This window comes from Enterobacter sp. 148H3 (genome assembly GCF_034107425.1).
Classification (GTDB): Bacteria; Pseudomonadota; Gammaproteobacteria; order Enterobacterales; family Enterobacteriaceae; genus Enterobacter; species Enterobacter vonholyi.
Genome location: NZ_JAWNEI010000003.1, coordinates 444,567 through 465,435 on the forward strand (window position 1 = coordinate 444,567; position 20,869 = coordinate 465,435).

Below are 20,869 nucleotides of genomic sequence, written 5' to 3' on the forward strand. Positions count from 1 at the left end.
AGATTTCCTCCGTGTGGGAAATGTTGGGGAATTTGCTCGGTTTCATTGTATGCTCCCTGAAACACATCCCCGGCATGAGGAAATAAGAATTGCAAAAAACATCAGCCTATCAGTCACTTGTGAAAACCTTCCAGCGTCTCTCCCGCTTCTCGCACCTCTCCTCCATCGCCAGCTGGGACATGTTCACCATGATGCCGCCCGGCGGCAGCGCCGCGCGCGGTGAGGCGCTGGCAGAGATGAGCGTCCTGCAGCACCAGCTCCTGACCGATAAAAAAGTCGGCGACCTGTTAGCGGCGGCGGCAGGAGAAGATCTGAATGACGTCGAACAGGCCAACCTGCGCGAAATGACGCGCCAGTACCAGCAGGCGACCCTGCTGCCGGAATCGCTGGTGGAAGCCAAATCTCTGGCGGGCAGCAGGTGTGAACACGCCTGGCGTACTCAGCGCCCCGCCAACGACTGGCAGGGCTTTTCCGCCAACCTGAAAGAGGTGGTTAAACTCAGCCGCGAAGAGGCTCGCCTGCGGGCTGAAGCAAAAGGCTGTACGCCTTACGACGCGCTGCTGGACATTTTTGAACCCGACATGACCAGCGCGCGTCTGGACGTTCTGTTCGGCGACATGAAGTCCTGGCTACCGGACCTGCTGGCAAGCGTGGTGGAAAAACAGGCTCAGCGGTCGTTTATTCCCCCGCAGGGCCCCTTCCCGACGGCAACACAGCGTGAGCTGGGCCTGGAGGCCATGAAGATGCTCGGCTTCGATTTTAACGGCGGTCGCCTCGACGTGAGTGCGCACCCCTTCTGCGGCGGCGTACCGGAAGACGTGCGCATCACCACGCGCTACGACGAGGATGAACTGCTCAGCGCGCTGTTTGGCGTGATCCACGAAACCGGACACGCGCGCTACGAACAAAACCTGCCGCGCGCGTGGGCAGGACAGCCGATTGCGCTGGCCCGCTCAACCGCGATCCATGAATCGCAGAGCCTGTTCTTTGAGATGCAGCTGGGGCGCAGTGAAGCTTTCCTCAGGCATCTCCTCCCCGCGGTACACGCCCGTTTTGGCAGCCAGGCGGCGTTCAGCGAAGAGAACTTTATTGCCTGGAACCAGCGCGTGAAGCCGGGCTATATCCGCGTCGATGCGGACGAAGTGAGCTACCCGGCACACGTGGTGCTGCGCTATGAGATTGAGCGGGCGCTGATCAACGGCGAGATTGAAGTGGACGATATTCCCGCCCTGTGGGACGAGAAAATGCAGGCCTGGCTCGGGTTGTCCACCAAAGACAACTACCGCAACGGCTGCATGCAGGATATCCACTGGACCGACGGCGGTTTTGGCTACTTCCCGTCGTACACGCTGGGGGCCATGTATGCCGCACAGCTGTTCCACGCCGCGAAAAAGGCGCTTCCGGGTCTGCAGGCCTCCATCGCTGAGGGCGATTTTTCCGCACTCTTTGAGTGGCTGCGCCAGAACATCTGGCAGCACGGCAGTCGCTTCAGCACGTCGCAATTAATCACCCAGGCGACGGGTGAAGATCTGAATATCCGTTACTTCCGCGAGCATCTGACCTCCCGCTATTTGTAATCTGTTTGGCCGGGGGTGAGGGACCTCAGGTAAAAGAGCCGTATGTTCCCCCTCACCCCAGCCCTCTCCCTCATGGGCTGAGGAATCCCCAGTAATTTTTTACCTGAAGCGATGAACGTTGCTTCGTCAAAATTAATGACTTACAGCGACAACCTGGTCCGGCTGTAAATCGCCGAAGCGTTTCCGTAAGGCCGGGGCGAGGCGCAGGGATGCGCCGAGAGGGCGTGGCCTGCAGGGATGCAGGCTCATGCCCGACCCGATAGCCTGAAGGAATAAGCTGAGGGCACCGCGAAGCGGCGATTTACCGCCGGGAGCCCGGGTCGCCAGGGTGGTGGCGATTGAGCCACCCTGGCACGTTCACCGGTCATGGCGTTACAGAGTAGCAAGGAACATGAAGTGAACGGAATGACCACTACAGCCGTGTGTTCCCCCTCACCCCAGCCCGTACCCCCTCATGGGAGAGGGAGCCGTCTGTGCAGGACCCCGGCAATGTACATATGGTTACACGCCGATACCAATCACTCACGGAAACCCCGAATTTACAGGGATATAGTTATTTCAACGGCCCCGCAGTGGGGTTAAATGAAAAACCAAATTCGAGGGTATGAACATGAAAAAAGTATTAGCTCTGGTTGTTGCCGCTGCTATGGGTCTGTCTTCTGCTGCGTTCGCTGCTGAAACCACTGCTGCACCGGCTGCTGCTGCACCTGCTGCAACGACCACCGCGGCGCCAGCAAAAACTGTCCATCACAAGAAACATCATAAAGCCGCTAAACCAGCTGTAGAGCAGAAAGCTCAGGCTGCTAAAAAGCACCACAAAAAAGCGACCAAACCGGCTGTAGAACAGAAAGCTCAGGCTGCTAAAAAGCATCACAAAAAAGCAGTAAAACACGAAGCTGCTAAACCAGCTGCACAGCCAGCTGCGTAAGAGTACAAGCTTAACCGTGCCTTTCGGGGCACGTTGGTAAACCGGCGCTGAACCGGACAGGTTCCGCGCCGTTTTTTTTATCCGGAGGGCGTATGCTGCGACGCTATCGGTTTGAGCTGATTCTGATCCTGCTTATTTTATGCGCGCTCATTGCCAGCCATTTTTATCTTTCCTGATTGTAGCACGCTGATTTTACTCCCACTTTAGCGCTGTCCCGTCTATAGTATTTTCATAGGGTTCACTTTTAATAATCATAATTACCCCCCACCAGAGTGAGATATGCGTAAATCTGTTGTGTTGTTACTGGGAACGTTTGGTCTTTTTTCTGGATTCTCACATGCGGATGATGGCGGTGATGACACCATTAGCGCGAAAGAGCTAAAGACGCTTTTTTTCAATCATGACGACCGCACGCGCGTCGCCGATCCCACCCAGGCGCCCTGGGATGCTATAGGTCAACTGGAAACCGCCAGCGGTAACTTATGTACTGCGACGTTGATCACCCCTCAGCTTGCCCTGACGGCAGGCCACTGTCTGTTAACGCCGCCAAACGGCAAGCCGGATAAAGCGGTGGCCTTGCGGTTTGTGTCGCAAAAAGGGACCTGGCGCTATGAAATACACGGCATTGAAGGCCGGGTCGATTCGTCTCTCGGCAAACGCCTGAAGCCGGATGGTGACGGCTGGATCGTGCCACCGGCGGCCGCCTCATGGGACTTTGGCCTGATCGTTTTACGCTACCCCCCTTCCGGCATTACGCCGCTGCCGTTATTTGACGGCGACAAAGACGCACTCACCGCCGCCCTGAAAGCCGCCGACCGAAAGGTGACGCAGTCCGGCTATCCTGTCGACCATCTGGATACGCTTTACACCCACACCGACTGTATTGTGACGGGCTGGGCGCAAAACAGTGTACTTTCGCACCAGTGCGATACGTTGCCGGGTGACAGTGGTTCACCGCTGATGCTGAAAACAGATAACGGCTGGCAGTTGATTGGCGTGCAGAGCTCTGCACCGGCGGCGAAAGATCGCTGGCGCGCAGATAACCGGGCCTTGTCCGTGACCGGTTTTCGCGACAAGCTGGAAGCGCTGGCACAGCAATAAATCAGCATCGTCTGACCTGATGCAGTGCCCTGATTGACTCAATCGGCATCGGCTGGCTGAACCAAAAACCCTGCAGTTGATCGCAGCCAGCCAGCCGCAGCAGTTTCATTTGCTTCTCGGTTTCCACCCCTTCGGCGACCACCGCCATCCCCAGCGCGTTGGCGATCCGCACCGTGCCGCTCACCAGCGCGGCTGCCTGTTCATCGTTGTCCACCAGCCCGGCCAGGGATTTATCGATCTTGATGGTGTCGAAGTTAAAACGCCGCAAATAGCCAATGCTGGAATAGCCGGTGCCAAAGTCATCCAGCGCCACCGCGGTACCCAGCGCTTTAAGATTGGCTATTGCCATGCGGGCACGATCCGGATTTTCCAGCACATAGCTCTCCGTTACCTCAAGCTGCAGCCGGTGGGCCGGGAAACGGGTACTCTCCAGCACGCTGGCCACTTTGTCTTCGAAGGCGGGATCGCGAAATTGCGCGGGAGAGATATTAACGGAAAGCTTTAAGTCACCGTATGGCTGGAGATCCTGACAGGCGCGCTGCAACACAAACTGGCCCAGTTTGTAAATCAGACCGCTGGTCTCCGCGATGGCGATGAAGGTATCCGGGCCCAGCGGCCCTTCCGGGCGACGCGGCCAGCGGACCAACGCTTCGACGCTGCTCATTTTCTGGCTGCGGGCGTCAATAATCGGCTGATACCAGACCTCAAACTCATCGCGCTCCAGACCGTTACGGATCTGATTTTCAATCGCCAGCTTGCGCTCACGGGCGCTGTTCAGCTCGGCGTCGTAGTGGGTGATACGCCCTTTCCCGCTCATTTTGGCATGGTACATGGCAATATCGGCGCGACGAAACAGCTCGGAGCTGGTGCATTCAATCAGGGTTCCGCTGGCGATCCCGATACTGGCCCCGATATGGATGGTGCGTTCCCCCAGTTGAATCGGGGTGGAGAGAGAATCCAGCACCGACACGGCAAAAGCGGTGGCCTGTGTCTCTGCCTTATCACCGCCGATTGTCATGGCAAACTCATCCCCGCCCATACGCGCCAGCATTCCCCCCGGCGGCACGCGTTCACTCAGCGTTTTCGCAATCGCCACGATGAGATCGTCACCCACGCTGTGGCCGTAGATGTCATTCACGTCTTTAAAGCCATCCAGATCGATAAACACCACGCTTTTGACGTCGATATCTCCGCGTAAGCTCACCCGATCCAGCGCCTCGATAAGCGCTCGCCGGTTCGGCAGATGGCTTAACCAGTCCGTTCTGGCCACCAGACGTGCCTGGCTTTCTCCTCGCGCAAGCTTGTACAGCCCCACGCTGCTCACCAGAATAAAGAGCAGGATCAGAGCCGATGCCAGCACAACAATCTGCGTGATATCAGAGGATGCCGCCCGGGCGGCCTGCGCCCCCGGAAGCCGCGCCTGCCAGTTCAGATAGCCCAGCAGCTCCCCAGCCGAACTGCGCAGCGGCATACTCATCTCGTTAACTTTATCTGGCGTAAAGTGAAGGTTATCGATCTGAAAGGTCGTCCCCAGTTCGGATAAGATTCTGGCGTTCAGATGACGGGTGATCACCAGATAGCGGCGCGTTCCGTCGGTAACCTGTAATCTTCCGACCATTGGGCGAATCAGCCCAATGCCCACAAAGGCGACGCCGCTTCGCGTTTTGCTGATCCCGGCATAGATATTTTTATCGCTTGATAAGGCGCGCGCATGCTGAGCAATAAGAGCTTTCAGCCCCTCACCGAAAAAATCGAGATTCGTCTCCTGAAAAGGCTGACTTTTAAACGATCCCCAGAGGACGTTGAAATGTTCATCCAGCACGAAGGTGCCGTCATAGAGGTTATTAATTTTAAAGCCGGTGCCCCAGGTGTCGTACAGCCAGTCGGTATTAAGCGTGGGACGGTAGGCTTCCCGCACAGCATCGTCCCAGACGGCGTTGTCAAGCACCAGAGATGAGACGCGGTTAACCGATGTCTGAATAGCCCCCTGCACGGAAAGCGCCGTGCGGTGTTCATCTATTTCATTGGTTTTGGTGCTGATAAGATTCAGGGAAAGATAGAGGAGTGCGACGACGGAGATGATTAAGCCGATGCCCGCCATAAAGACCATGGCAAACAACGTTCTCGCATTGGGAATATTGCGCCAGCTTAATGTGCGATACATCAGCCATCCTCTTCATGTTTTGCTTTTCTAAGCGTAATACAGGCAGCGAATTTCGCTGCCTGTAAATCATGGATTGAGGACTGTCAGGCGAGTTTTATCATGATCATGCCGGCAAGCAGCAGGATGAGCCCCATCCAACCCTTGTTATTTAAGCGCTGGCCGAAGAGCACCCAGCCTGCAGCCAGCGTGGCGGCGATACCAAAACCGCCCCACAATGCATAGGCGACCGAAAGATCGATACCTTTTACCGCCTGGGACAGCGCGCTGAACGCCCCCAGAACCGCCGCAATCGACATCAGGCCGTAGAACTTACGACGAAAACCATCGGAGAATTTCAGCAGAACGTTCGCCAGGATCTCAAGCACGATGGCGAACCCCAGCCAGGCCGCATGAACCCACTCAAACTGTTGCATGGTTCTGCTCCTTCTGCTGTTTGCCAGGTTTACGGGTACCGGACTTAATCAGCACAATACCCGCGACCAGCGTCGTTAAACCGGCGACCTTCATTGTTGTTAATGTTTCGTCAAATATCAGCACGCTGAACAGCGTAATCAACAAAATACCGATCCCCTCCCACAGGGCATACGCGACGCCCAGCGCAATTTTTTTCACTGCAAACGAGAGGAAAATATAAGACAGTGAAATCATCACCAGCATCAAAATAAAACCGGTGTTGCCATCGCTGACGCTTGCCCACTTCATAGACAGCGTGCCGGTAATTTCAGCGATAATAGCCAGCGCTAATAAAATCCAGTAAAACATGTTTTTCTCCTGCTTGAGAATATAATCCATCGTGGCCCGCTGCGTGCAGCAAACCCAAAAATACGAATTGAAATCAGACAGCTAAGCGCTTAGCGCCAGCTCAGGCAGAAGAAATGACTATAGTGCGGTGCGCCAGTGTTGCTCACCAGAAAGCAGGCAGAAAGAAGTGGAGTATACAGCAGTATTGTTTGAAGAGTACGTCCTGAACATATTGTCCATAAAATTACAATTATCCGCGTTGTTGCTTCTCGTCTTTGCGGATGAAAATTGTCCTCGGTAGTTAAACACACCGAATTTGTACCATAAGCCAGGATTTTACTCAAAGTCTTTGCAATTCTTTACCCACTCCGTTTGATTTTGGTTAGTTTATTGCAAAGCCTTTCACCTTTATTATAAATATAAAGAAAATTTCGGAGTCACCATGGCTAAACCCATCATTACCCTGAACGGGTTAAAAATTGTCATCATGCTGGGCATGCTGGTGATCATATTGACAGGCGTGCGCTTCGCCGCCGACATTATTGTGCCCTTTATTCTGGCCCTGTTTATTGCGGTGATCCTCAACCCGCTGGTGCAGCGCATGACGCGGCTACGCATTCCGCGCGTGCTGGCTATCACGCTGCTTATCAGCATCATTATTGTGGCGATGGTACTGCTGGTGGCTTATCTGGGTACCTCGCTCAATGAACTGGCGCGAACGCTGCCAAAATACCGCTCTTCGCTGGCTATCCCCCTGCTGCAGCTAGAACCCTGGCTGCAGCGGGCGGGTATCGAAGTCTCGGTGGAAGAACTGCTGAAATATATCGACCCCAACGCGGCGATGACGATCGTCACCAGCCTGCTGGCGCAGCTTTCCAATGCCATGACCTCCATTTTCCTGCTGTTTTTAACGGTGGTGTTCATGCTGCTGGAGGTGCCGCAGCTGCCAGCAAAGCTGCAGCAAATGATGGTCCGTCCGGTCGAAGGAATGGGGGCGATTCAACGCGCGCTGGACAGCGTTTCCCGCTATCTAGTGCTGAAAACCGCCATTAGCCTGGTGACGGGCGTTGTCGTCTGGTTGATGCTTCTGGCGCTGGACGTTCGCTTTGCGTTTGTCTGGGGGTTGCTGGCGTTTGCGCTTAACTACATTCCCAACATTGGCTCCGTGCTGGCGGCGATCCCCCCTATCCTCCAGGTGCTGGTTTTCAGCGGGCTTTATGACGCGCTGATCCTGCTTGCCGGATACCTGGTCATCAATCTTGTGTTCGGTAACATTCTTGAGCCACGCATGATGGGCCGGGGCCTGGGGCTCTCCACGCTGGTGGTCTTTTTGTCCCTGATTTTCTGGGGCTGGCTGCTCGGGCCCGTTGGGATGCTGCTCTCCGTCCCGCTAACCATTATCGTCAAGATTGGTCTGGAACAGACGGCAGGCGGGCAAAGTATCGCCGTGCTGCTGAGCGATATGAGCCATAAATAGCGCTCAGTCCTCCATCGACAGGAGGGGCTTGCGGGTCCTTCCACCTTCACGATAAGCGCTGAGCGCCCTCTGCCAATCCGCCAGCGGGTAAACCGTAACGTCGCTGTACTCACTGTCGGGCAACATCCGCCAGATGCGATCGAACTCCGCGCGCCACACCTCAACGCCGAGCGCATCCAGACCGTTTCGGATATGGAACCACGCCACGCGCGGCGCAGGCCGCCGCTGTGTGAAGGCTTGCCCGGAGAGCAGCCCGTAGCAGACAAACATGCCCTGCTCGGGCATCACGCTGAGGATCGCTTCCGCAAGCGGTCCGCCGGTGGCATCGTAGACGATATCGCTACGGGCGGCGACGATGCCGATTCTGTTTGCGTCATGCTGCGCGACAGGCGTGATGCCCATCGCCTCCAGCCGTTCAGCATGCACGGCAGAACGGTGAATGCCGTACACCGCTTCCGCCCCCGCCTGACGCGCCCACTGCCCCAGCAGAATGGCGCAATCCGATCCGGCAGCCGTGAGCAAGACCCGCTTTCCGCGCGGCGGGTAGCGAGTCAGCATCATCTGCGCCGCCAGCGGGTTGATATAGGCCCGCGCGGCCAGATGTGCGTCGACGGTGTCCGGAACGGGTATCGCATACTCTGCCGGGCAATCAACATAGCGCTGCCAGGTTCCCTGACCGCGCAGCGGCAGGACGTGCTGACCCACCAGATGCTTAAACGAGGCGGGCGCCTCGATGACAACCCCAACACCTTCATACCCCGCGATCGCCGGTAACGGGGTTCGGTGGCGATAGGCGCCGGTGATGGGAATAAGATCGGACGCGTTCACCGGAGAAAACAGCATCCGCACGCGGAGCTGTCCCGGCGCAAGCGCGCCCGGGGGCGTGGTTTCAGGTTGCAGAACGGTTTCTGGCTCGCCAAAACGGCGATACCAGAGGGCCAGATTTTCCATTACGATCTCAAGGCTGATAGCGGAACTACTCGCGCCAGCCCATTGCCGGTGCGACATGCTTGAGAATAGACTCAATCACGTGCGCATTATAATCCACACCCAGCTGGTTCGGTACGGTCAGTAAGAGCGTATCGGCTTCGGCAATTGCCTCGTCCTTTTTCAGCTGTTCAACCAGCTTGTCCGGCTCCGCGGCATAGCTGCGCCCGAAGATGGCGCGCGTTTTCTCATCGAGGTAACCCACGCTATCGCTGTCGTTGCGGCTGGCACCGAAATACATCCGGTCACGGTCATCCATCAGCGCAAAAATACTGCGGCTGACCGACACCCGCGGCTCGCGCGTATGCCCTGCGTCTTTCCAGGCCTGACGGTACGCGCGGATCTGTTTTGCCTGCTGAATATGGAACGGCTCACCGGTTTCATCGTCCTTCAGCGTTGAGCTTTGCAGGTTCATTCCAAGCTTTGCGGCCCATACGGCCGTCGCATTGGAACCTGCGCCCCACCAGATACGCTCGCGCAGCCCTTCAGAATACGGCTCCAGGCGCAGCAGCCCCGGCGGATTCGGGAACATTGGCTGCGGGTTCGGTTTGGCAAACCCTTCCCCACGCAGCACCTCAAGCAGCACCTCGGTATGACGGCGCGCCATGTCCGACTCGTTTTCCCCTTCCTGCGGGACATAGCCGAAATGACGCCAGCCATCAATAACCTGCTCCGGGGAGCCGCGGCTGATGCCGAGCTGCAGGCGACCGCCGGAAATCAAATCCGCCGCGCCCGCATCCTCGGCCATGTACATCGGGTTTTCGTAACGCATGTCGATCACGCCGGTGCCGATTTCGATGGTTTTCGTTTTTGCGCCAATAGCGGCCAGCAGAGGGAACGGCGAGCTAAGCTGTCGGGCGAAGTGGTGCACGCGGAAATAGGCGCCGTCTGCCCCCAGCTCCTCAGCCGCCACGGCTAAATCAATAGACTGCAGCAGCGTGTCTGCCGCCGAGCGCGTGCCCGACTGCGGCGAAGGCGTCCAGTGACCAAAGGATAAAAATCCGATCTTTTTCATAACCATTTTTCCTGATAATACGTTGCGTTCTGTCCACTTTACGCATTACCCGATAAGAATAAATGCCGTTTATTTAACGGAAAGCATCAAATAAATTGACAGAATAGCGTGGTTCTTCATTCCGCCCCATAATGGGATATAATCTTCCCCACTCTTTTCATGGCAGGTAAAACCGGCAATGGCTTTGATCCCCAAAAACTACGCGCGGCTGGAAAGCGGCTATCGCGAAAAAGCATTAAAAATCTATCCATGGGTGTGTGGACGCTGCTCGCGCGAGTTTGTCTATTCCAATCTTCGCGAACTCACGGTTCACCATATCGATCACGACCATACCAACAACCCGGAAGATGGCAGCAACTGGGAGCTGTTGTGCCTGTTTTGCCACGATCACGAGCATTCGAAATACACCGAAGCGGATCGGTACGGCACCACCGTGGTCGCCGGGGAAGACGCGCAAAAAGACGTGGGCGTCGCCACGTTTAACCCGTTTGCCGATTTAAAGGCGATGATGGATAAGAAGAAGTAATCCTCTCGCCCCCTCGCTCACATCGTGATCCGCGAATTTAGAATGTCCAGGTGATAGCGGCGGTTGCAGACCCCTCATTACGCCGCATCACTATCGGGCTGTCATTGGCATGGTCGCCAAGCCAGGTATAGTCCGCGCTCAGGACCGTCCCCCAGTGGGCATCAAACTGATGGCTCCAGGTCAGGCTGGTGTCGACGCCGTAAAATCCACCCGGCGCAGCAGAGCGGCGATAGCCGGTGCGGCGGCTCTGCTGCTCGCTGACCCCATACCAGGTATTCAGGTAACGGCTGTCGCCAAACAGGGCCGCAGACTGCAAGGCGATCGTGTCCTGGTTATTTTGTACCGGGATCAGCGTAACGGAGGCCTGATAGCTTGCCCCCTGGCTGTCGGTTAACGGCAGCGTCGCTTTGCCTTCCATACTCAGCCATGGCGCGGCCTGCCAGCCCACGGCAAGGCCGGTATTCAGGGTGGCATCAATGTCCCCCATCCCTTTCAGATTGTTTGCGCCCTCACGCCAGCCAGAATTTTTATCAGCCCTTCCGAAGTCGTAGCCCAGCGTGTGTTCGAAATACCAGCCGCTGTCGTTTTGCAGGTCATACCCCACCCCTTTTTGCGCATCAACGAAGAAAGCGCCTTTGCGTCCCTGCAGCACAGGAACCACCTGCCACACCTGCTTGTCTGAGCCTGAGTAACGCGGGGCGTATTGCCCTCCCAGCCCGACGGTTAGGGAATCGGAAGCGGTGCCATCATCCGCCTGCGCGCCGGAAGCCACGGCCATCAGAAGCGGGACGGACATATACAGGACTTTATTTATCGCTATCATACTGCTCTCCATACAGACGCTGGCGTCTCCTGATACAGGGCGGCCACACAATGTTGGCGCAGTATGATTTGGCTGAATCAATGAATCGTCGGGATAGTGTTAAGAAATGGTCAAGGTGAACGGATGTTGTCCAGAAGAGTGCTGATTATTGAAGATGACGCCGATGCGGCCGGCGTGCTCGAAGCCTATTTACGGCGGGAAAATTACGACGTGACCATTACCGGGGACGGTCATTCCGGGCTGGATATGGCGCAGCGGTGGAAGCCAGACCTCATTCTGCTGGACGTGATGCTGCCGGGGCTTAACGGCACCGAAGTGCTGGCTGGCCTGCGTCGTAAAAGCGATGTGCCGGTGATTATGGTTACGGCCATGGGGGATACTCCCGATCGCATTGGCGCCCTGCGTTACGGTGCCGATGATTACGTTGTGAAGCCTTATCATCCGGGCGAAGTGGTGGCGCGGGTGCAGGCGGTGCTGCGGCGCAGCAGTAAAAAAGAGGCTGACGAAGAGATCCTTCGCTGGCAAACGCTGGCGGTGGATGTCGCCGCCATTGTGGCGAGCGTGGATAACGGCGGCGACGCGCCCGTGATGCTCGATCTTACGCCAACGGAATTCTCGCTTCTGGCAACGCTGCTGCGCTCTCCCGCACGCCCCTTTTCCCGTCAGTACCTGCTGGAACACTGTCTGCCGGAAAGCGAGGCGCTGGAGCGCGTGGTGGACACCCATATTTATAACCTGCGTAAAAAACTCGAAGCGGCGGGCATCTCCGGCGTGCTGATCAACGTTCGCGGCGTGGGTTACAGGTTCAGACAGCCATGATAAAAAACCGGCACTCCTCTCTGTGGCGCTGGATTTGCGCGCGCATCCTGGCGCTGGCTATCGGCAGCGTGATCGTCATTGCCACCTGCATGTGGCTGCGCTATGCGGTCCAGAACTACTGGATCATGGGCAGGATGCCACCGGCGGTCCGGCAGGAATTTCTGACGCTCAGCCAGAACCCACAGGCCGATCCGGCCCGCTTCCACAGCATTGTGGATACCTGGTGGGGGCTGAGTTATTCCACGCCATCCATCGCCTCAGCGGACTGGGTCACGGTGGCCCTGCTGGTGCTGGTGATGATCCCGTTTATTGTGGTGATGGGGCTCAAACACGCCCGACCGCTGGCGCTGCAGTTCAGCCGCCTTCGCGATGCCGCCAAAGATGTCGCCGACGGGCAGTTTGGCCGTCAGGCTGAACTCGTCAAGGATGCGCCAGCGGAAATGGTCAGCTTTGCAAACGACTTTAACTCCATGACGGGGCAACTCGCCCGCTATGAAAAAGAGCTCCGCGCCTCGCACGTCGCGATGGCGCACGAGCTGCGCTCGCCCCTGACGGCCGCCATTGGTCGTCTGCAGGGCATGTTGGACGGCGTGTTTGATGCCAGCCCGGCACAGCTGGGCATGGTGATGAAACAGCTTCAGCATCTTAATCGCCTGACCGATGAGCTTCACCTTCTCTCGTTAGCGGACGCGGGAAATCTGGTGCTGGAAGAGCAGGCCTTTTCTCTGGATGAGCTTATTCAGGAGCGGGCGGCCTGGATCATGCCGCAGGCCGAAGCGAATCATTTTACGATTACGCTGCGTAACCCGCGTACGTGCCCGTTCAGAGGCGATGCGTTCCGCATGGGGCAGGTTGTTACCATCCTCATGGAAAATGCACTACGCTACGGGCGCGAGGGCGGACATCTTGATGTGGCGCTGCGTTACGCCAGCGGGCGTTACACTCTCGACTTTACCGATGACGGGCCGGGCGTTTCGCCCCAGTTTTTACCGGAAATGTTTAAACGCTTTAGCCGCGAGGAGCAGTCCCGCGCGCGGCATTCCGGCGGTAGCGGCCTCGGATTGTCCATCGCGCGGGCAATTTGCCAGGCGCATGGGGGTGAGATTAGCGCGTCATTACCCGAAACGGGCGGCCTCGCCGTACGCATCGTATTGCCCTGGCACCCGTCCGGTAATGAAAATTTCCACTCTTGATAAAGCCTTGACAGAACATCGAATCTTTCTCGACGTGCCGCGCATTAAATAACGCCATTCACTTTATGGAGCGGCGTTATGTCAGACGAATTTTTTCTCTCCCTCCGCCACTGCCTGCATCATTTGTACGGCGTGGCGCGCACCCTTTCCTGGCTGCATTTTCTTCCCCTGGCCCTGCTTGCGCTGGCGATTTTTCCGCTGACCGGCTGCGGTGATAAACACGAAAACAAACCTGACCCAGTGCGTAAGGTACGCTACGTCGTCGTTGGCACCGCCCAAACCCTTCCCGCGCTGGAAAGAACCGGTGAGATCCATGCCCATGATGAAACGACCCTGAGCTTTCGTACCGGAGGCCGGATACTGACGCGCAGCGTTGATATTGGCGACCGGGTCACTGCCGGACAGCTGCTGGCCACGCTTGATAATACGACCGGGCAAAACCAGCTCGACAGCGCCGCGGCCGACTATGAAAGCGCCAAAGCCTCTGCCCAGGTCGCCGCGCTTAACGTTAGTCGAATGCAAAAGCTCATGCCAACGGGTGCTATCGCCCGCACGCAGCTCGACAGCGTCCGGGCTGACTGGCTTGTCGCCCGCGCGCGCTTAAAAAGCAGCGAGGCCGCGTGGCGAAATGCTCGCGAAAGCCTCGGCTGGACGCGCCTGATCGCCCCACAAGCGGGCGTCATCACGGCCGTGAGCGCCTCAGCGGGGCAGGTTGTCAGCGACGGCCAGTCCGTGCTGACGCTGGCGACCGGGGAAGCCCGCGACGTGGCGTTTGATATTGCTACTCCGGATGCGATTCCGCCTCTGGATAAGACAGAATTGCGGGTTTCCCTCCTCAGCGACCCGTCGGTACAGGCCTCTGCCGTACTGCGGGATATTACCCCGCAGGCCGATCCTCAGACCCGCACCTGGCGCGTCAGAGCGACCCTGCAAAACCCGTCGGAGGCCATGGCGCTGGGCGCCAGCGTCACCGTTACGTTGCCATCGTCATCCCCGCCCGGGTACACCCTTCCCGCGTCGGCGCTGACCCGCGTCGGCGACAAACCGGCCGTTTTTGTGATCTCTTCACAGTCGCGGGCGCAGCTGCGCGCGGTAGTGCCCGCAAGCTATACGGCCATCTCCGTTATGATTGACTCCGGCCTTGAGCCAGGCGACAGGGTGATTACGGCGGGCGTGAGCACATTACGATCCGGCGAGCCGGTGGTGCCAGGGGAGGTTCAGCCATGAGTACCGGAGCGGAAGCCAAATTTAACCTCTCCGCCTGGGCGCTGAAGAACCAGCAGATGGTCAGCTTTTTCATGCTGCTGGTGATTGCGATGGGCGTGTTCTGCTATGAGAAGCTGCCGCGTAACGAAGATCCGGCATTCACCATTAAAACGGCCGTCGTCTCCGCGCAGTGGCCGGGAGCCTCCGTGACGGATACCACCCGCCTGCTGACCGATACGCTTGAAAAAAAGCTGCAGGAAACGCCCTGGCTGGACTATCTCGAAAGTGAAACCCGTGCCGGACGCACCGTTATCCACGTCAACCTCCGTGACGATACGCCCCCGCAACGCGTGCCCGATATCTGGTATCAGGTTCGCAAAAAAATGCAGGACATCGCGCCGTCCCTGCCTGACGGGGTGCAGGGCCTTGCCGTGGACGACGAGTTTGACGACACGTTCGGCACTATTTATGCCTTTATTCCCGACGGTTTTACCCTGCGGGAGGTGCGGGATCGCGCAGAGACAATACGGCGCGAGCTCATGTCCCTGCCGGATATGGGCAAAACCACCCTGCTGGGCGAACAGCAGGAGCAGTGGGTTCTCGCCTTTTCTCCGGCACGCCTGGCCGGTATGGGGCTCGATATTCAGGAAGTTGCTGACGCCCTCCGGGCGCAAAACGCGGTTGTCCCGGCTGGCGTTATGCGAACCGGGCAGGAGAACATGGCGATAAAGGTCAGCGGAGCGCTCACCACCGAAGAGAGCTTACGCGCCGTCACGCTGCACGTTAACAATCGCTATATTCCGCTGACCGATATTGCCACCGTCACCCGTGAAATCGCCGAGCCACCGGCTCCGGCCTACCGGGTGAACGGCAAGCCGGCTATCGGGCTGGCGGTGTCGATGGCGCCAACGGGCAACATGCTGCGTTTCGGTGCTGCGCTGAACGCAAAAATGGCGGCCCTCAGCGCCGGGCTGCCGCACGGTATCGAGATGGTGAAAGTTGCCGATCAGTCCGCGGTGGTGAGTGACGCGGTAAGCGGGTTTATCCGGGTGCTTATCGAAGCCGTTGTTATCGTGCTGGCGGTTTCATTTGTCTCGCTGGGTTTACGGGCCGGACTGGTGGTGGCGACGGCCATTCCGCTGGTGCTCGCCATGACGTTTGCCGGCATGATGCTCGCAGGTATTGGCCTTCAGCGTATCTCGCTCGGGGCGCTGATCATCGCCCTGGGCCTGCTGGTGGATGACGCCATGATCGCCGTCGAAACGATGGTCTCCCGGCTGGAAGCGGGGGATTCCCGTCGGCACGCGGCCACCTATGCATTCAAAACGACGGCCTTCCCGATGCTCACCGGGACTCTGGTAATGATTGCCGGTTTTATTCCCGTTGGTTTTGCGGCCTCCAGCGCCGGTGAATACTGTTTTTCCCTCTTTGCGGTGGTGCTCATTGCCCTGCTCTGCTCCTGGGTTGTCGCGATCCTGTTTTCGCCGCTAACGGGTACGTGGCTGCTGCCGGAAACAGTCAGACATCACGCGGCAGAACCCGGAAGGATCGCGCGCGGGTACGGACGGCTTTTACGCCTGGCATTGCGTCACCGAGTCGCTACCGTGCTGCTCGCCCTTTCCGCGCTGGGGCTGTCAGCGTACGGCACGACGTTTATGCAGGGCGAGTTTTTCCCCGCCTCGGACCGGCCCGAGCTGCTGGTCAGCCTGACGCTTCCGGCCAACGCGTCGCAGCCGGAAACGCTCAGAGAGGTGGAAAAGCTGGAAAAGGCGCTGGCCGACAACGGCAATATCGATCGCTTTTCGACGTACGTTGGCTCAGGCGCCATCCGTTTTTACCTGCCGATGGACGTGCTGCTGGAAAATGAAAATATCGCCCAGATGGTTGTGGTCGCGAAGGATCTTGCGGCGCGGGATCGTCTGCACGCACAGCTCAACACGATCCTGGCGACGCAGTTTAGCGACATCATCACGCGCGTGTCGCCCCTTGAGCTGGGGCCTCCCGTCGGCTGGCCCATCAAATACCGGGTGAGCGGGCCGGATTATCTGCAGGTCCGGGCGTTTGCGAACCGTCTCACGGACGCGATTGGCCGGTCTTCGTTCTCACGCGACGTTAACCAGACGGCCGGAGAGCCTGAAAGGGTCATCACCCTTAAGGTGAATCAGACGGCGGCCAGGGCGGCGGGAATATCGTCCGAAAGCCTCGCCCGCACGCTGAATACCGTCTGGTCCGGCAGCGTCATCACCTCGGTCAGGGATAATGACCGCCTTGTCGACGTGGTGCTGCGGGCCGAGGACAGCGCGCGCCACAGCACCGCCACCCTCTCCTCGCTCACGATTCAGGGGAATGACGGTAAAAAAATTCCGCTCAGCGCCGTCGCGACGCCGGTCTGGGGCGTGGACGATCCGGTCATCTGGCGCCGCCAGCGCGTGCCCTTTATCACGGTGCAAACCGACCTTGCCCCGGGGCTGAAGGCTGAAGCGGTATCCGCCGCGCTGCGTCCGACGGTGGATAAACTGCGCGCGAGCTTGCCCGCAGGTTACAGCATTGAAGAAGGCGGCGCGGTCGCCGAATCGGATAAGGGGAACAGCTCCGTCTTTACCGTTCTTCCGGTGACGCTGGTCATCATGCTGTTGCTGCTGATGCTCCAGCTGCGGAGATACTCCCGGATGCTGCTGGCGCTCCTGATGGCCCCGTTTGGTTTACCGGGGATCGTGCTGGCTATGCTGCCCGGCGGCACGCCGATGGGGTTTGTCGCGCTGCTGGGCGTCATCGCCCTCGCGGGAATGATCGTACGTAACGCGGTGATATTGATTAGCGAGGTTGACAGTAATCTAGCTCAGGGGATGGCAAATGATGCCGCAGTTATGGCAGCGGCGGAGCACCGGGCCAGACCCATCTGTCTGACCGCCTGCGCCGCCATTCTGGGCATGATCCCGATCTCTCACCAGGTTTTCTGGGGTCCAATGGCCTATGCCATTATCGGCGGGCTGCTGGCTGCGACGCTGGTGACGCTGACCGTGTTACCCGCGTCGTTTAGCCTGCTGTTACAGCGGGGAGCTCAGCGCAAAGCCGCAGAAGACGGACCGCGCTGAGGCCCTACCTTTCACCGGCAGATTACGCGGCGGTTAGCGCAAAACGGTCTTTCAGGACATGGCGGATTTCATCCTCCGCCAGTTTCCGCGTTTCAGTGCCGTTCGCCGTAATGGTTTTCAGCATATCGCCCAGTAAAATCTGGCGTCCCTCCGGGCTGTGCTGCACCACCACCCGCTTCTGCACAAAGATGGCATCCGGGTGCGTGGAGTTAAGGTAGTTGGCCGGAACGAAGTCAATCCATTCCTGAGGGGTGAGATCAAAGCCGTACTGCCGGGCCCACTCTCCCTCAACCTTCGCCTCAAGCAAATACTCTCCCTCCGCGCTGCGGCTCAGGCGAAACGTGTCGAAATCCTGGGTGATTTCCACGTCAAGCGTGTCCAGCGCCATTGGCGCGCGGATGCCGTAGCTGCCGAACCCGAGATCGCAAAGCCACTGGCGGCTCTCCACCTCGGCGATGAGCGCCATATGGGTTTTCGGCCGCCGCGCGGGGTAGAACATCGGGCGCGCCGCCACAAAACGGTAAGGTATCCCTAACGCCTCCAGCGCCATCGCAAAAAGCCCGTTAACCTCATAGCAGTAGCCGCCGCGCCCTTTCTTTAACACCTTATCGGCAATCTCGTCTGGCGCCAGCGAGACAATTTTGCCCGCCTGCACGTCCAGATTTTCGAAGGGAACGGAAAAGAGCTGATGACGCATCAGCGCATGCAGGGTGGCCGTATCGGCAGCCGCCGGTCCGGTGTAGTTTATGCGCTTGAAATAGGTGGAAATGTTGAAATTATCGCTGTGCATAATGCCTCCTTGTCCTGAACATGCCGGACACTATAGATGGCACACATCATTGGCTGTATAGTCAGTTTCATCGAAAATTAGCCTGAACAGTTATCCATGTCTGCGCCGTACCACTCCTCTCCTCACTATCGCCGTATTGCGGATATGCTGCGTCTTACCATTACGTCCGGCGCGCTGCGCGCCGGTGACCGGATGATCTCCGCGCGCAAACTGGCCGAACGCGAGCGCGTTAGCCTTCCGACGGCGCTGGAGGCCCTTCGCTGCCTGGAGGCTGAAGGGCTGATCGTTGCGCGTCCGCGTTCAGGCTATTACATCCGCCAGACCAGCCTCCCTCCGCGCGTGGAGCCCGCGCGTTCCTCACCCGGCCCGGTCCCCGTCACAATGTCCGCCGTGGCCCGGTCGCTGTTCAGCAGTGCAGAAGCCCGGCTGATCCCGCTGGGCGCCGCCCTGCCCGATCCCGCGTGGCTGCCGGGAGATGCGCTGCAGCGGGCGTTACACTCTGCGGGCCGTCGTCTGGACGCACATGGACAGAGCTACAGCCTGCCTCCGGGAAGGCGGGATTTGCGAAGTAAAATTGCCGCGCGCTCTGCGCAGTGGGGAGCCCGTTTCAGCGCGGACGATCTCATTATTACCGCAGGCGCGACGCAGGCGCTCCGCCTGGCCCTTCGGGCCGTATGCCAGCCGGGAGATGTGGTGGCGATTGAGCAGCCCGCCTACTTTGGTACGCTCCTGCTGCTGGAGGATTTAGGCCTGAAGGCCTTAGCGGTCCCCACCGACCCTGCAGAAGGCCTGCTGCTGGAACCGCTGGCGGACGCCATCCGCTGCCACCACCCCGCGGCCGTTCTGGCCTCGCCCACCGTGCAAAACCCGTTGGGTGCCAGCATGCCCGTCGCGCGCAAGCAGGAACTGGTTTCTCTGCTTGAAGAAGCCGGTATTCCTCTGATTGAGGACGACGTTTACGGTGACCTGGTCGGAGAGGGGCAACGCCCTCCGGCCTGCAAGGCATTCGACCAGAGCGGAAATGTGATCTACTGCAGCTCCCTGTCTAAAACGCTTGCGCCGGGATGGCGAATCGGCTGGATTGCCGCCGGACGCTACTCCCCACAGGTCTTGCAGGCCCGCATGGCCGGAGATTGGGCCGGTGCGCCGCTGCTGGAAGCGGCGACGAGCGACGTCCTGGCAAGCGGCGACTACGATCGTCACCTGCGGCGGCTGAAGCGGCGGATCGCAGAGGGCGTTCGCGCCGTTGTGGCACAGGTCAAGGCGAGCTTTCCACCCGGTACACACGTTAACGTGCCCGCTGCCGGTTTCCTGCTGTGGGTCGAACTTCCTCCGCAGGTCAACGCGCTAGAGGTGCATCGTCGCGCGCTGGCGCTGGGTATAGGCGTCAGCCCTGGCCCCCTGTTTTCCCCTGCCGCCGAATTAACGCACTTTCTGCGGCTGAACTGCGCAAACGAACCCACGCCCCGCCTGCTGAACGCCGTGGAACAAATTGGTGCGCTGTGTCACGAGCTGGCAGTTTTCACACAAGACTCTCCAGCCACTCGGTAAAGATCCGCACCTTGCGGGAGAGGTGACGGTGGGGATAGAGCAGTGACAGCTTGCGGTCCGGCGAGCGATAGGCTGGCAAGACCTCAACAAGCAGGCCGCGGTCTATATAAGGCTGGAGAAAAAGATTCATCCCCTGCATTAACCCCAGCCCGGCCAGGCCTGCCGCGATGTAGGCCTCGGAGTTATCCACGACAAGCTTACCGGCCAGGGTAATCTCCGCGATGCCTTCTGGCGTGGTAAACGTCCACGGATGAATGTGTCTGCTGCTGGTGTTAATCCAGTTGATGGCCTGATGCTTGCGTAAATCATCCGGCGTTTCTGGCACACCGTGTTTTGCCAGCCAGGCCGGGCTGGCGCAGGTCGTGATTTTTATGTTCCCGATTTTACGCGCAATATAATCGCCGTCCTCCAGCTCTCCCACCCGCAGCACGCAGTCCAGTCCATCCCGCAGCATATCCCGACGGCGGTCAGAGCTGCTCAGAATGATGTCGATCCCGGGATGTTGACGATAAAAATCAGGCAGATTGGGTATCACCCGCAGCGTTGCAAACGAGACCGGCATATCGACTCTAAGCTGGCCATGTATTGCCCGATCCGTACCAAACGACTCCAGTAATTCGTCCGCCTGCGCCAGCAGAGGCTTACTCCGGCGATAAAAGGCTTCTCCATCCGGCGTCAGGCTAATCCGACGCGTGGTGCGCTGCAGGAGCCGCGTGCCGCTGTGTTGCTCAAGAAGCTGCAGCGCTTTGGTGACCGCCGGGCGATGGACCTGTAGATTCTCCGCCGCCTGGGTAAGACTGCCTGACTCGACAATTTCAATAAAAATTCGAATAGATTCAAAGAGGTTTATTTGCATAAGGGATGTTTTTGCCGCGA

Annotated in this window: 18 protein-coding genes; 10 read left to right on the forward strand and 8 right to left on the reverse strand. The window is 58.5% G+C overall.

The features are described 5' to 3' along the window. Window positions 1-89 precede the first annotated feature (89 nt). The 3 genes from USH94_RS06570 (at window position 90) to USH94_RS06580 (ending at window position 3,606) form a co-directional block, all read left to right on the forward strand. Window positions 90-1,577 (forward strand): carboxypeptidase M32, encoded by a 1,488-nt coding sequence (locus USH94_RS06570; RefSeq protein WP_111965720.1) that lies wholly within the window; start codon window positions 90-92, stop codon window positions 1,575-1,577. A 610-nt stretch (window positions 1,578-2,187) separates the two neighbouring features. Then, window positions 2,188-2,505: an acid resistance repetitive basic protein Asr gene (asr, locus tag USH94_RS06575; RefSeq protein WP_143345030.1), complete on the forward strand. Its 318-nt coding sequence runs from the start codon at window positions 2,188-2,190 to the stop codon at window positions 2,503-2,505. Between the two features lie 279 nt (window positions 2,506-2,784). Further along, window positions 2,785-3,606, forward strand: a complete 822-nt coding sequence (locus USH94_RS06580) for a trypsin-like serine peptidase (RefSeq protein ID WP_111965719.1) — start codon at window positions 2,785-2,787, stop codon at window positions 3,604-3,606. A 1-nt stretch (window position 3,607) separates the two neighbouring features. Here USH94_RS06580 and USH94_RS06585 read toward each other — a convergent pair whose 3' ends face one another. From USH94_RS06585 to mdtJ, 3 genes are all read right to left on the reverse strand, one after another. Then, window positions 3,608-5,770 carry a bifunctional diguanylate cyclase/phosphodiesterase gene (locus USH94_RS06585; RefSeq protein ID WP_111965718.1) on the reverse strand — a complete coding sequence of 721 codons (2,163 nt, stop codon included), beginning with the start codon at window positions 5,768-5,770 and terminating at the stop codon, window positions 3,608-3,610. An 83-nt stretch (window positions 5,771-5,853) separates the two neighbouring features. After that, on the reverse strand, window positions 5,854-6,183 hold the full coding sequence (gene mdtI / locus USH94_RS06590) for a multidrug/spermidine efflux SMR transporter subunit MdtI (protein ID WP_045910373.1): 330 nt from the start codon (window positions 6,181-6,183) through the stop codon (window positions 5,854-5,856). Continuing rightward, a complete protein-coding gene (gene mdtJ / locus USH94_RS06595) occupies window positions 6,170-6,532 on the reverse strand; it encodes a multidrug/spermidine efflux SMR transporter subunit MdtJ (RefSeq protein WP_029739354.1) in 363 nt (120 codons plus the stop codon). The genes mdtI and mdtJ overlap by 14 nt, the downstream gene beginning before the upstream one ends. Before the next feature lie 421 nt (window positions 6,533-6,953). Between mdtJ and USH94_RS06600 the strand changes: the two genes are divergently transcribed. Continuing rightward, window positions 6,954-7,988 (forward strand): AI-2E family transporter, encoded by a 1,035-nt coding sequence (locus USH94_RS06600; RefSeq protein WP_111965717.1) that lies wholly within the window; start codon window positions 6,954-6,956, stop codon window positions 7,986-7,988. A 3-nt stretch (window positions 7,989-7,991) separates the two neighbouring features. Here USH94_RS06600 and USH94_RS06605 read toward each other — a convergent pair whose 3' ends face one another. Together USH94_RS06605 and USH94_RS06610 are read right to left on the reverse strand one after the other, a co-directional pair. Then, window positions 7,992-8,939 (reverse strand): zinc-dependent alcohol dehydrogenase family protein, encoded by a 948-nt coding sequence (locus tag USH94_RS06605; RefSeq protein WP_111965716.1) that lies wholly within the window; start codon window positions 8,937-8,939, stop codon window positions 7,992-7,994. A 25-nt stretch (window positions 8,940-8,964) separates the two neighbouring features. Continuing rightward, window positions 8,965-9,990, reverse strand: a complete 1,026-nt coding sequence (locus USH94_RS06610; protein ID WP_008500518.1) for an LLM class flavin-dependent oxidoreductase — start codon at window positions 9,988-9,990, stop codon at window positions 8,965-8,967. A 178-nt stretch (window positions 9,991-10,168) separates the two neighbouring features. Here USH94_RS06610 and yajD point away from each other — a divergent pair, with 178 nt between their 5' ends. Beyond that, the gene (gene yajD / locus USH94_RS06615; RefSeq protein WP_023617218.1) at window positions 10,169-10,516 is read left to right on the forward strand and encodes an HNH nuclease YajD; all 348 of its coding nucleotides are present in this window, start codon (window positions 10,169-10,171) and stop codon (window positions 10,514-10,516) included. A gap of 37 nt (window positions 10,517-10,553) precedes the next feature. Here the strand turns inward: yajD and USH94_RS06620 are convergent, their stop codons facing one another. Continuing rightward, window positions 10,554-11,339, reverse strand: coding sequence for a MipA/OmpV family protein (locus tag USH94_RS06620; RefSeq protein ID WP_111965715.1), 786 nt, complete (start codon window positions 11,337-11,339; stop codon window positions 10,554-10,556). A gap of 123 nt (window positions 11,340-11,462) precedes the next feature. Here USH94_RS06620 and USH94_RS06625 point away from each other — a divergent pair, with 123 nt between their 5' ends. The 4 genes from USH94_RS06625 (at window position 11,463) to USH94_RS06640 (ending at window position 17,652) form a co-directional block, all read left to right on the forward strand. After that, on the forward strand, window positions 11,463-12,158 hold the full coding sequence (locus tag USH94_RS06625) for a response regulator (RefSeq protein ID WP_111965714.1): 696 nt from the start codon (window positions 11,463-11,465) through the stop codon (window positions 12,156-12,158). Beyond that, window positions 12,155-13,351: a sensor histidine kinase gene (locus tag USH94_RS06630; protein ID WP_111965713.1), complete on the forward strand. Its 1,197-nt coding sequence runs from the start codon at window positions 12,155-12,157 to the stop codon at window positions 13,349-13,351. Before USH94_RS06625 ends, USH94_RS06630 begins: the two co-directional genes overlap by 4 nt. 78 nt (window positions 13,352-13,429) lie before the next feature. After that, a complete protein-coding gene (locus USH94_RS06635; RefSeq protein ID WP_111965712.1) occupies window positions 13,430-14,578 on the forward strand; it encodes an efflux RND transporter periplasmic adaptor subunit in 1,149 nt (382 codons plus the stop codon). Beyond that, on the forward strand, window positions 14,575-17,652 hold the full coding sequence (locus USH94_RS06640; RefSeq protein WP_111965711.1) for an efflux RND transporter permease subunit: 3,078 nt from the start codon (window positions 14,575-14,577) through the stop codon (window positions 17,650-17,652). Before USH94_RS06635 ends, USH94_RS06640 begins: the two co-directional genes overlap by 4 nt. A gap of 22 nt (window positions 17,653-17,674) precedes the next feature. Here USH94_RS06640 and USH94_RS06645 read toward each other — a convergent pair whose 3' ends face one another. Continuing rightward, complete coding sequence (locus USH94_RS06645; RefSeq protein WP_111965710.1) at window positions 17,675-18,442, reverse strand: arylamine N-acetyltransferase family protein; 768 nt, start codon at window positions 18,440-18,442, stop codon at window positions 17,675-17,677. A 96-nt stretch (window positions 18,443-18,538) separates the two neighbouring features. On the opposite strand from USH94_RS06645, the gene USH94_RS06650 reads away from it, so the two are divergent. Further along, a complete protein-coding gene (locus tag USH94_RS06650) occupies window positions 18,539-19,993 on the forward strand; it encodes a PLP-dependent aminotransferase family protein (protein WP_111965709.1) in 1,455 nt (484 codons plus the stop codon). Here USH94_RS06650 and USH94_RS06655 read toward each other — a convergent pair. Continuing rightward, window positions 19,965-20,849 carry a LysR family transcriptional regulator gene (locus USH94_RS06655; protein WP_111965708.1) on the reverse strand — a complete coding sequence of 295 codons (885 nt, stop codon included), beginning with the start codon at window positions 20,847-20,849 and terminating at the stop codon, window positions 19,965-19,967. The genes USH94_RS06650 and USH94_RS06655 overlap by 29 nt on opposite strands. Window positions 20,850-20,869 lie beyond the last annotated feature (20 nt).

What these genes read in the sequence shown, in the direction of transcription:
- asr (WP_143345030.1), top strand. Translation starts at nt 2,188, where the DNA reads ATGAAAAAAGTATTAGCTCTGGTTGTTGCCGCTGCTATGGGTCTGTCT.
- USH94_RS06580 (WP_111965719.1), top strand. Translation starts at nt 2,785, where the DNA reads ATGCGTAAATCTGTTGTGTTGTTACTGGGAACGTTTGGTCTTTTTTCT.
- USH94_RS06585 (WP_111965718.1), bottom strand. Translation starts at nt 5,770, where the DNA reads ATGTATCGCACATTAAGCTGGCGCAATATTCCCAATGCGAGAACGTTG.
- mdtI (WP_045910373.1), bottom strand. Translation starts at nt 6,183, where the DNA reads ATGCAACAGTTTGAGTGGGTTCATGCGGCCTGGCTGGGGTTCGCCATC.
- mdtJ (WP_029739354.1), bottom strand. Translation starts at nt 6,532, where the DNA reads ATGTTTTACTGGATTTTATTAGCGCTGGCTATTATCGCTGAAATTACC.
- USH94_RS06600 (WP_111965717.1), top strand. Translation starts at nt 6,954, where the DNA reads ATGGCTAAACCCATCATTACCCTGAACGGGTTAAAAATTGTCATCATG.
- USH94_RS06605 (WP_111965716.1), bottom strand. Translation starts at nt 8,939, where the DNA reads ATGGAAAATCTGGCCCTCTGGTATCGCCGTTTTGGCGAGCCAGAAACC.
- USH94_RS06610 (WP_008500518.1), bottom strand. Translation starts at nt 9,990, where the DNA reads ATGAAAAAGATCGGATTTTTATCCTTTGGTCACTGGACGCCTTCGCCG.
- yajD (WP_023617218.1), top strand. Translation starts at nt 10,169, where the DNA reads ATGGCTTTGATCCCCAAAAACTACGCGCGGCTGGAAAGCGGCTATCGC.
- USH94_RS06620 (WP_111965715.1), bottom strand. Translation starts at nt 11,339, where the DNA reads ATGATAGCGATAAATAAAGTCCTGTATATGTCCGTCCCGCTTCTGATG.
- USH94_RS06625 (WP_111965714.1), top strand. Translation starts at nt 11,463, where the DNA reads ATGTTGTCCAGAAGAGTGCTGATTATTGAAGATGACGCCGATGCGGCC.
- USH94_RS06630 (WP_111965713.1), top strand. Translation starts at nt 12,155, where the DNA reads ATGATAAAAAACCGGCACTCCTCTCTGTGGCGCTGGATTTGCGCGCGC.
- USH94_RS06635 (WP_111965712.1), top strand. Translation starts at nt 13,430, where the DNA reads ATGTCAGACGAATTTTTTCTCTCCCTCCGCCACTGCCTGCATCATTTG.
- USH94_RS06640 (WP_111965711.1), top strand. Translation starts at nt 14,575, where the DNA reads ATGAGTACCGGAGCGGAAGCCAAATTTAACCTCTCCGCCTGGGCGCTG.
- USH94_RS06645 (WP_111965710.1), bottom strand. Translation starts at nt 18,442, where the DNA reads ATGCACAGCGATAATTTCAACATTTCCACCTATTTCAAGCGCATAAAC.
- USH94_RS06650 (WP_111965709.1), top strand. Translation starts at nt 18,539, where the DNA reads ATGTCTGCGCCGTACCACTCCTCTCCTCACTATCGCCGTATTGCGGAT.
- USH94_RS06655 (WP_111965708.1), bottom strand. Translation starts at nt 20,849, where the DNA reads ATGCAAATAAACCTCTTTGAATCTATTCGAATTTTTATTGAAATTGTC.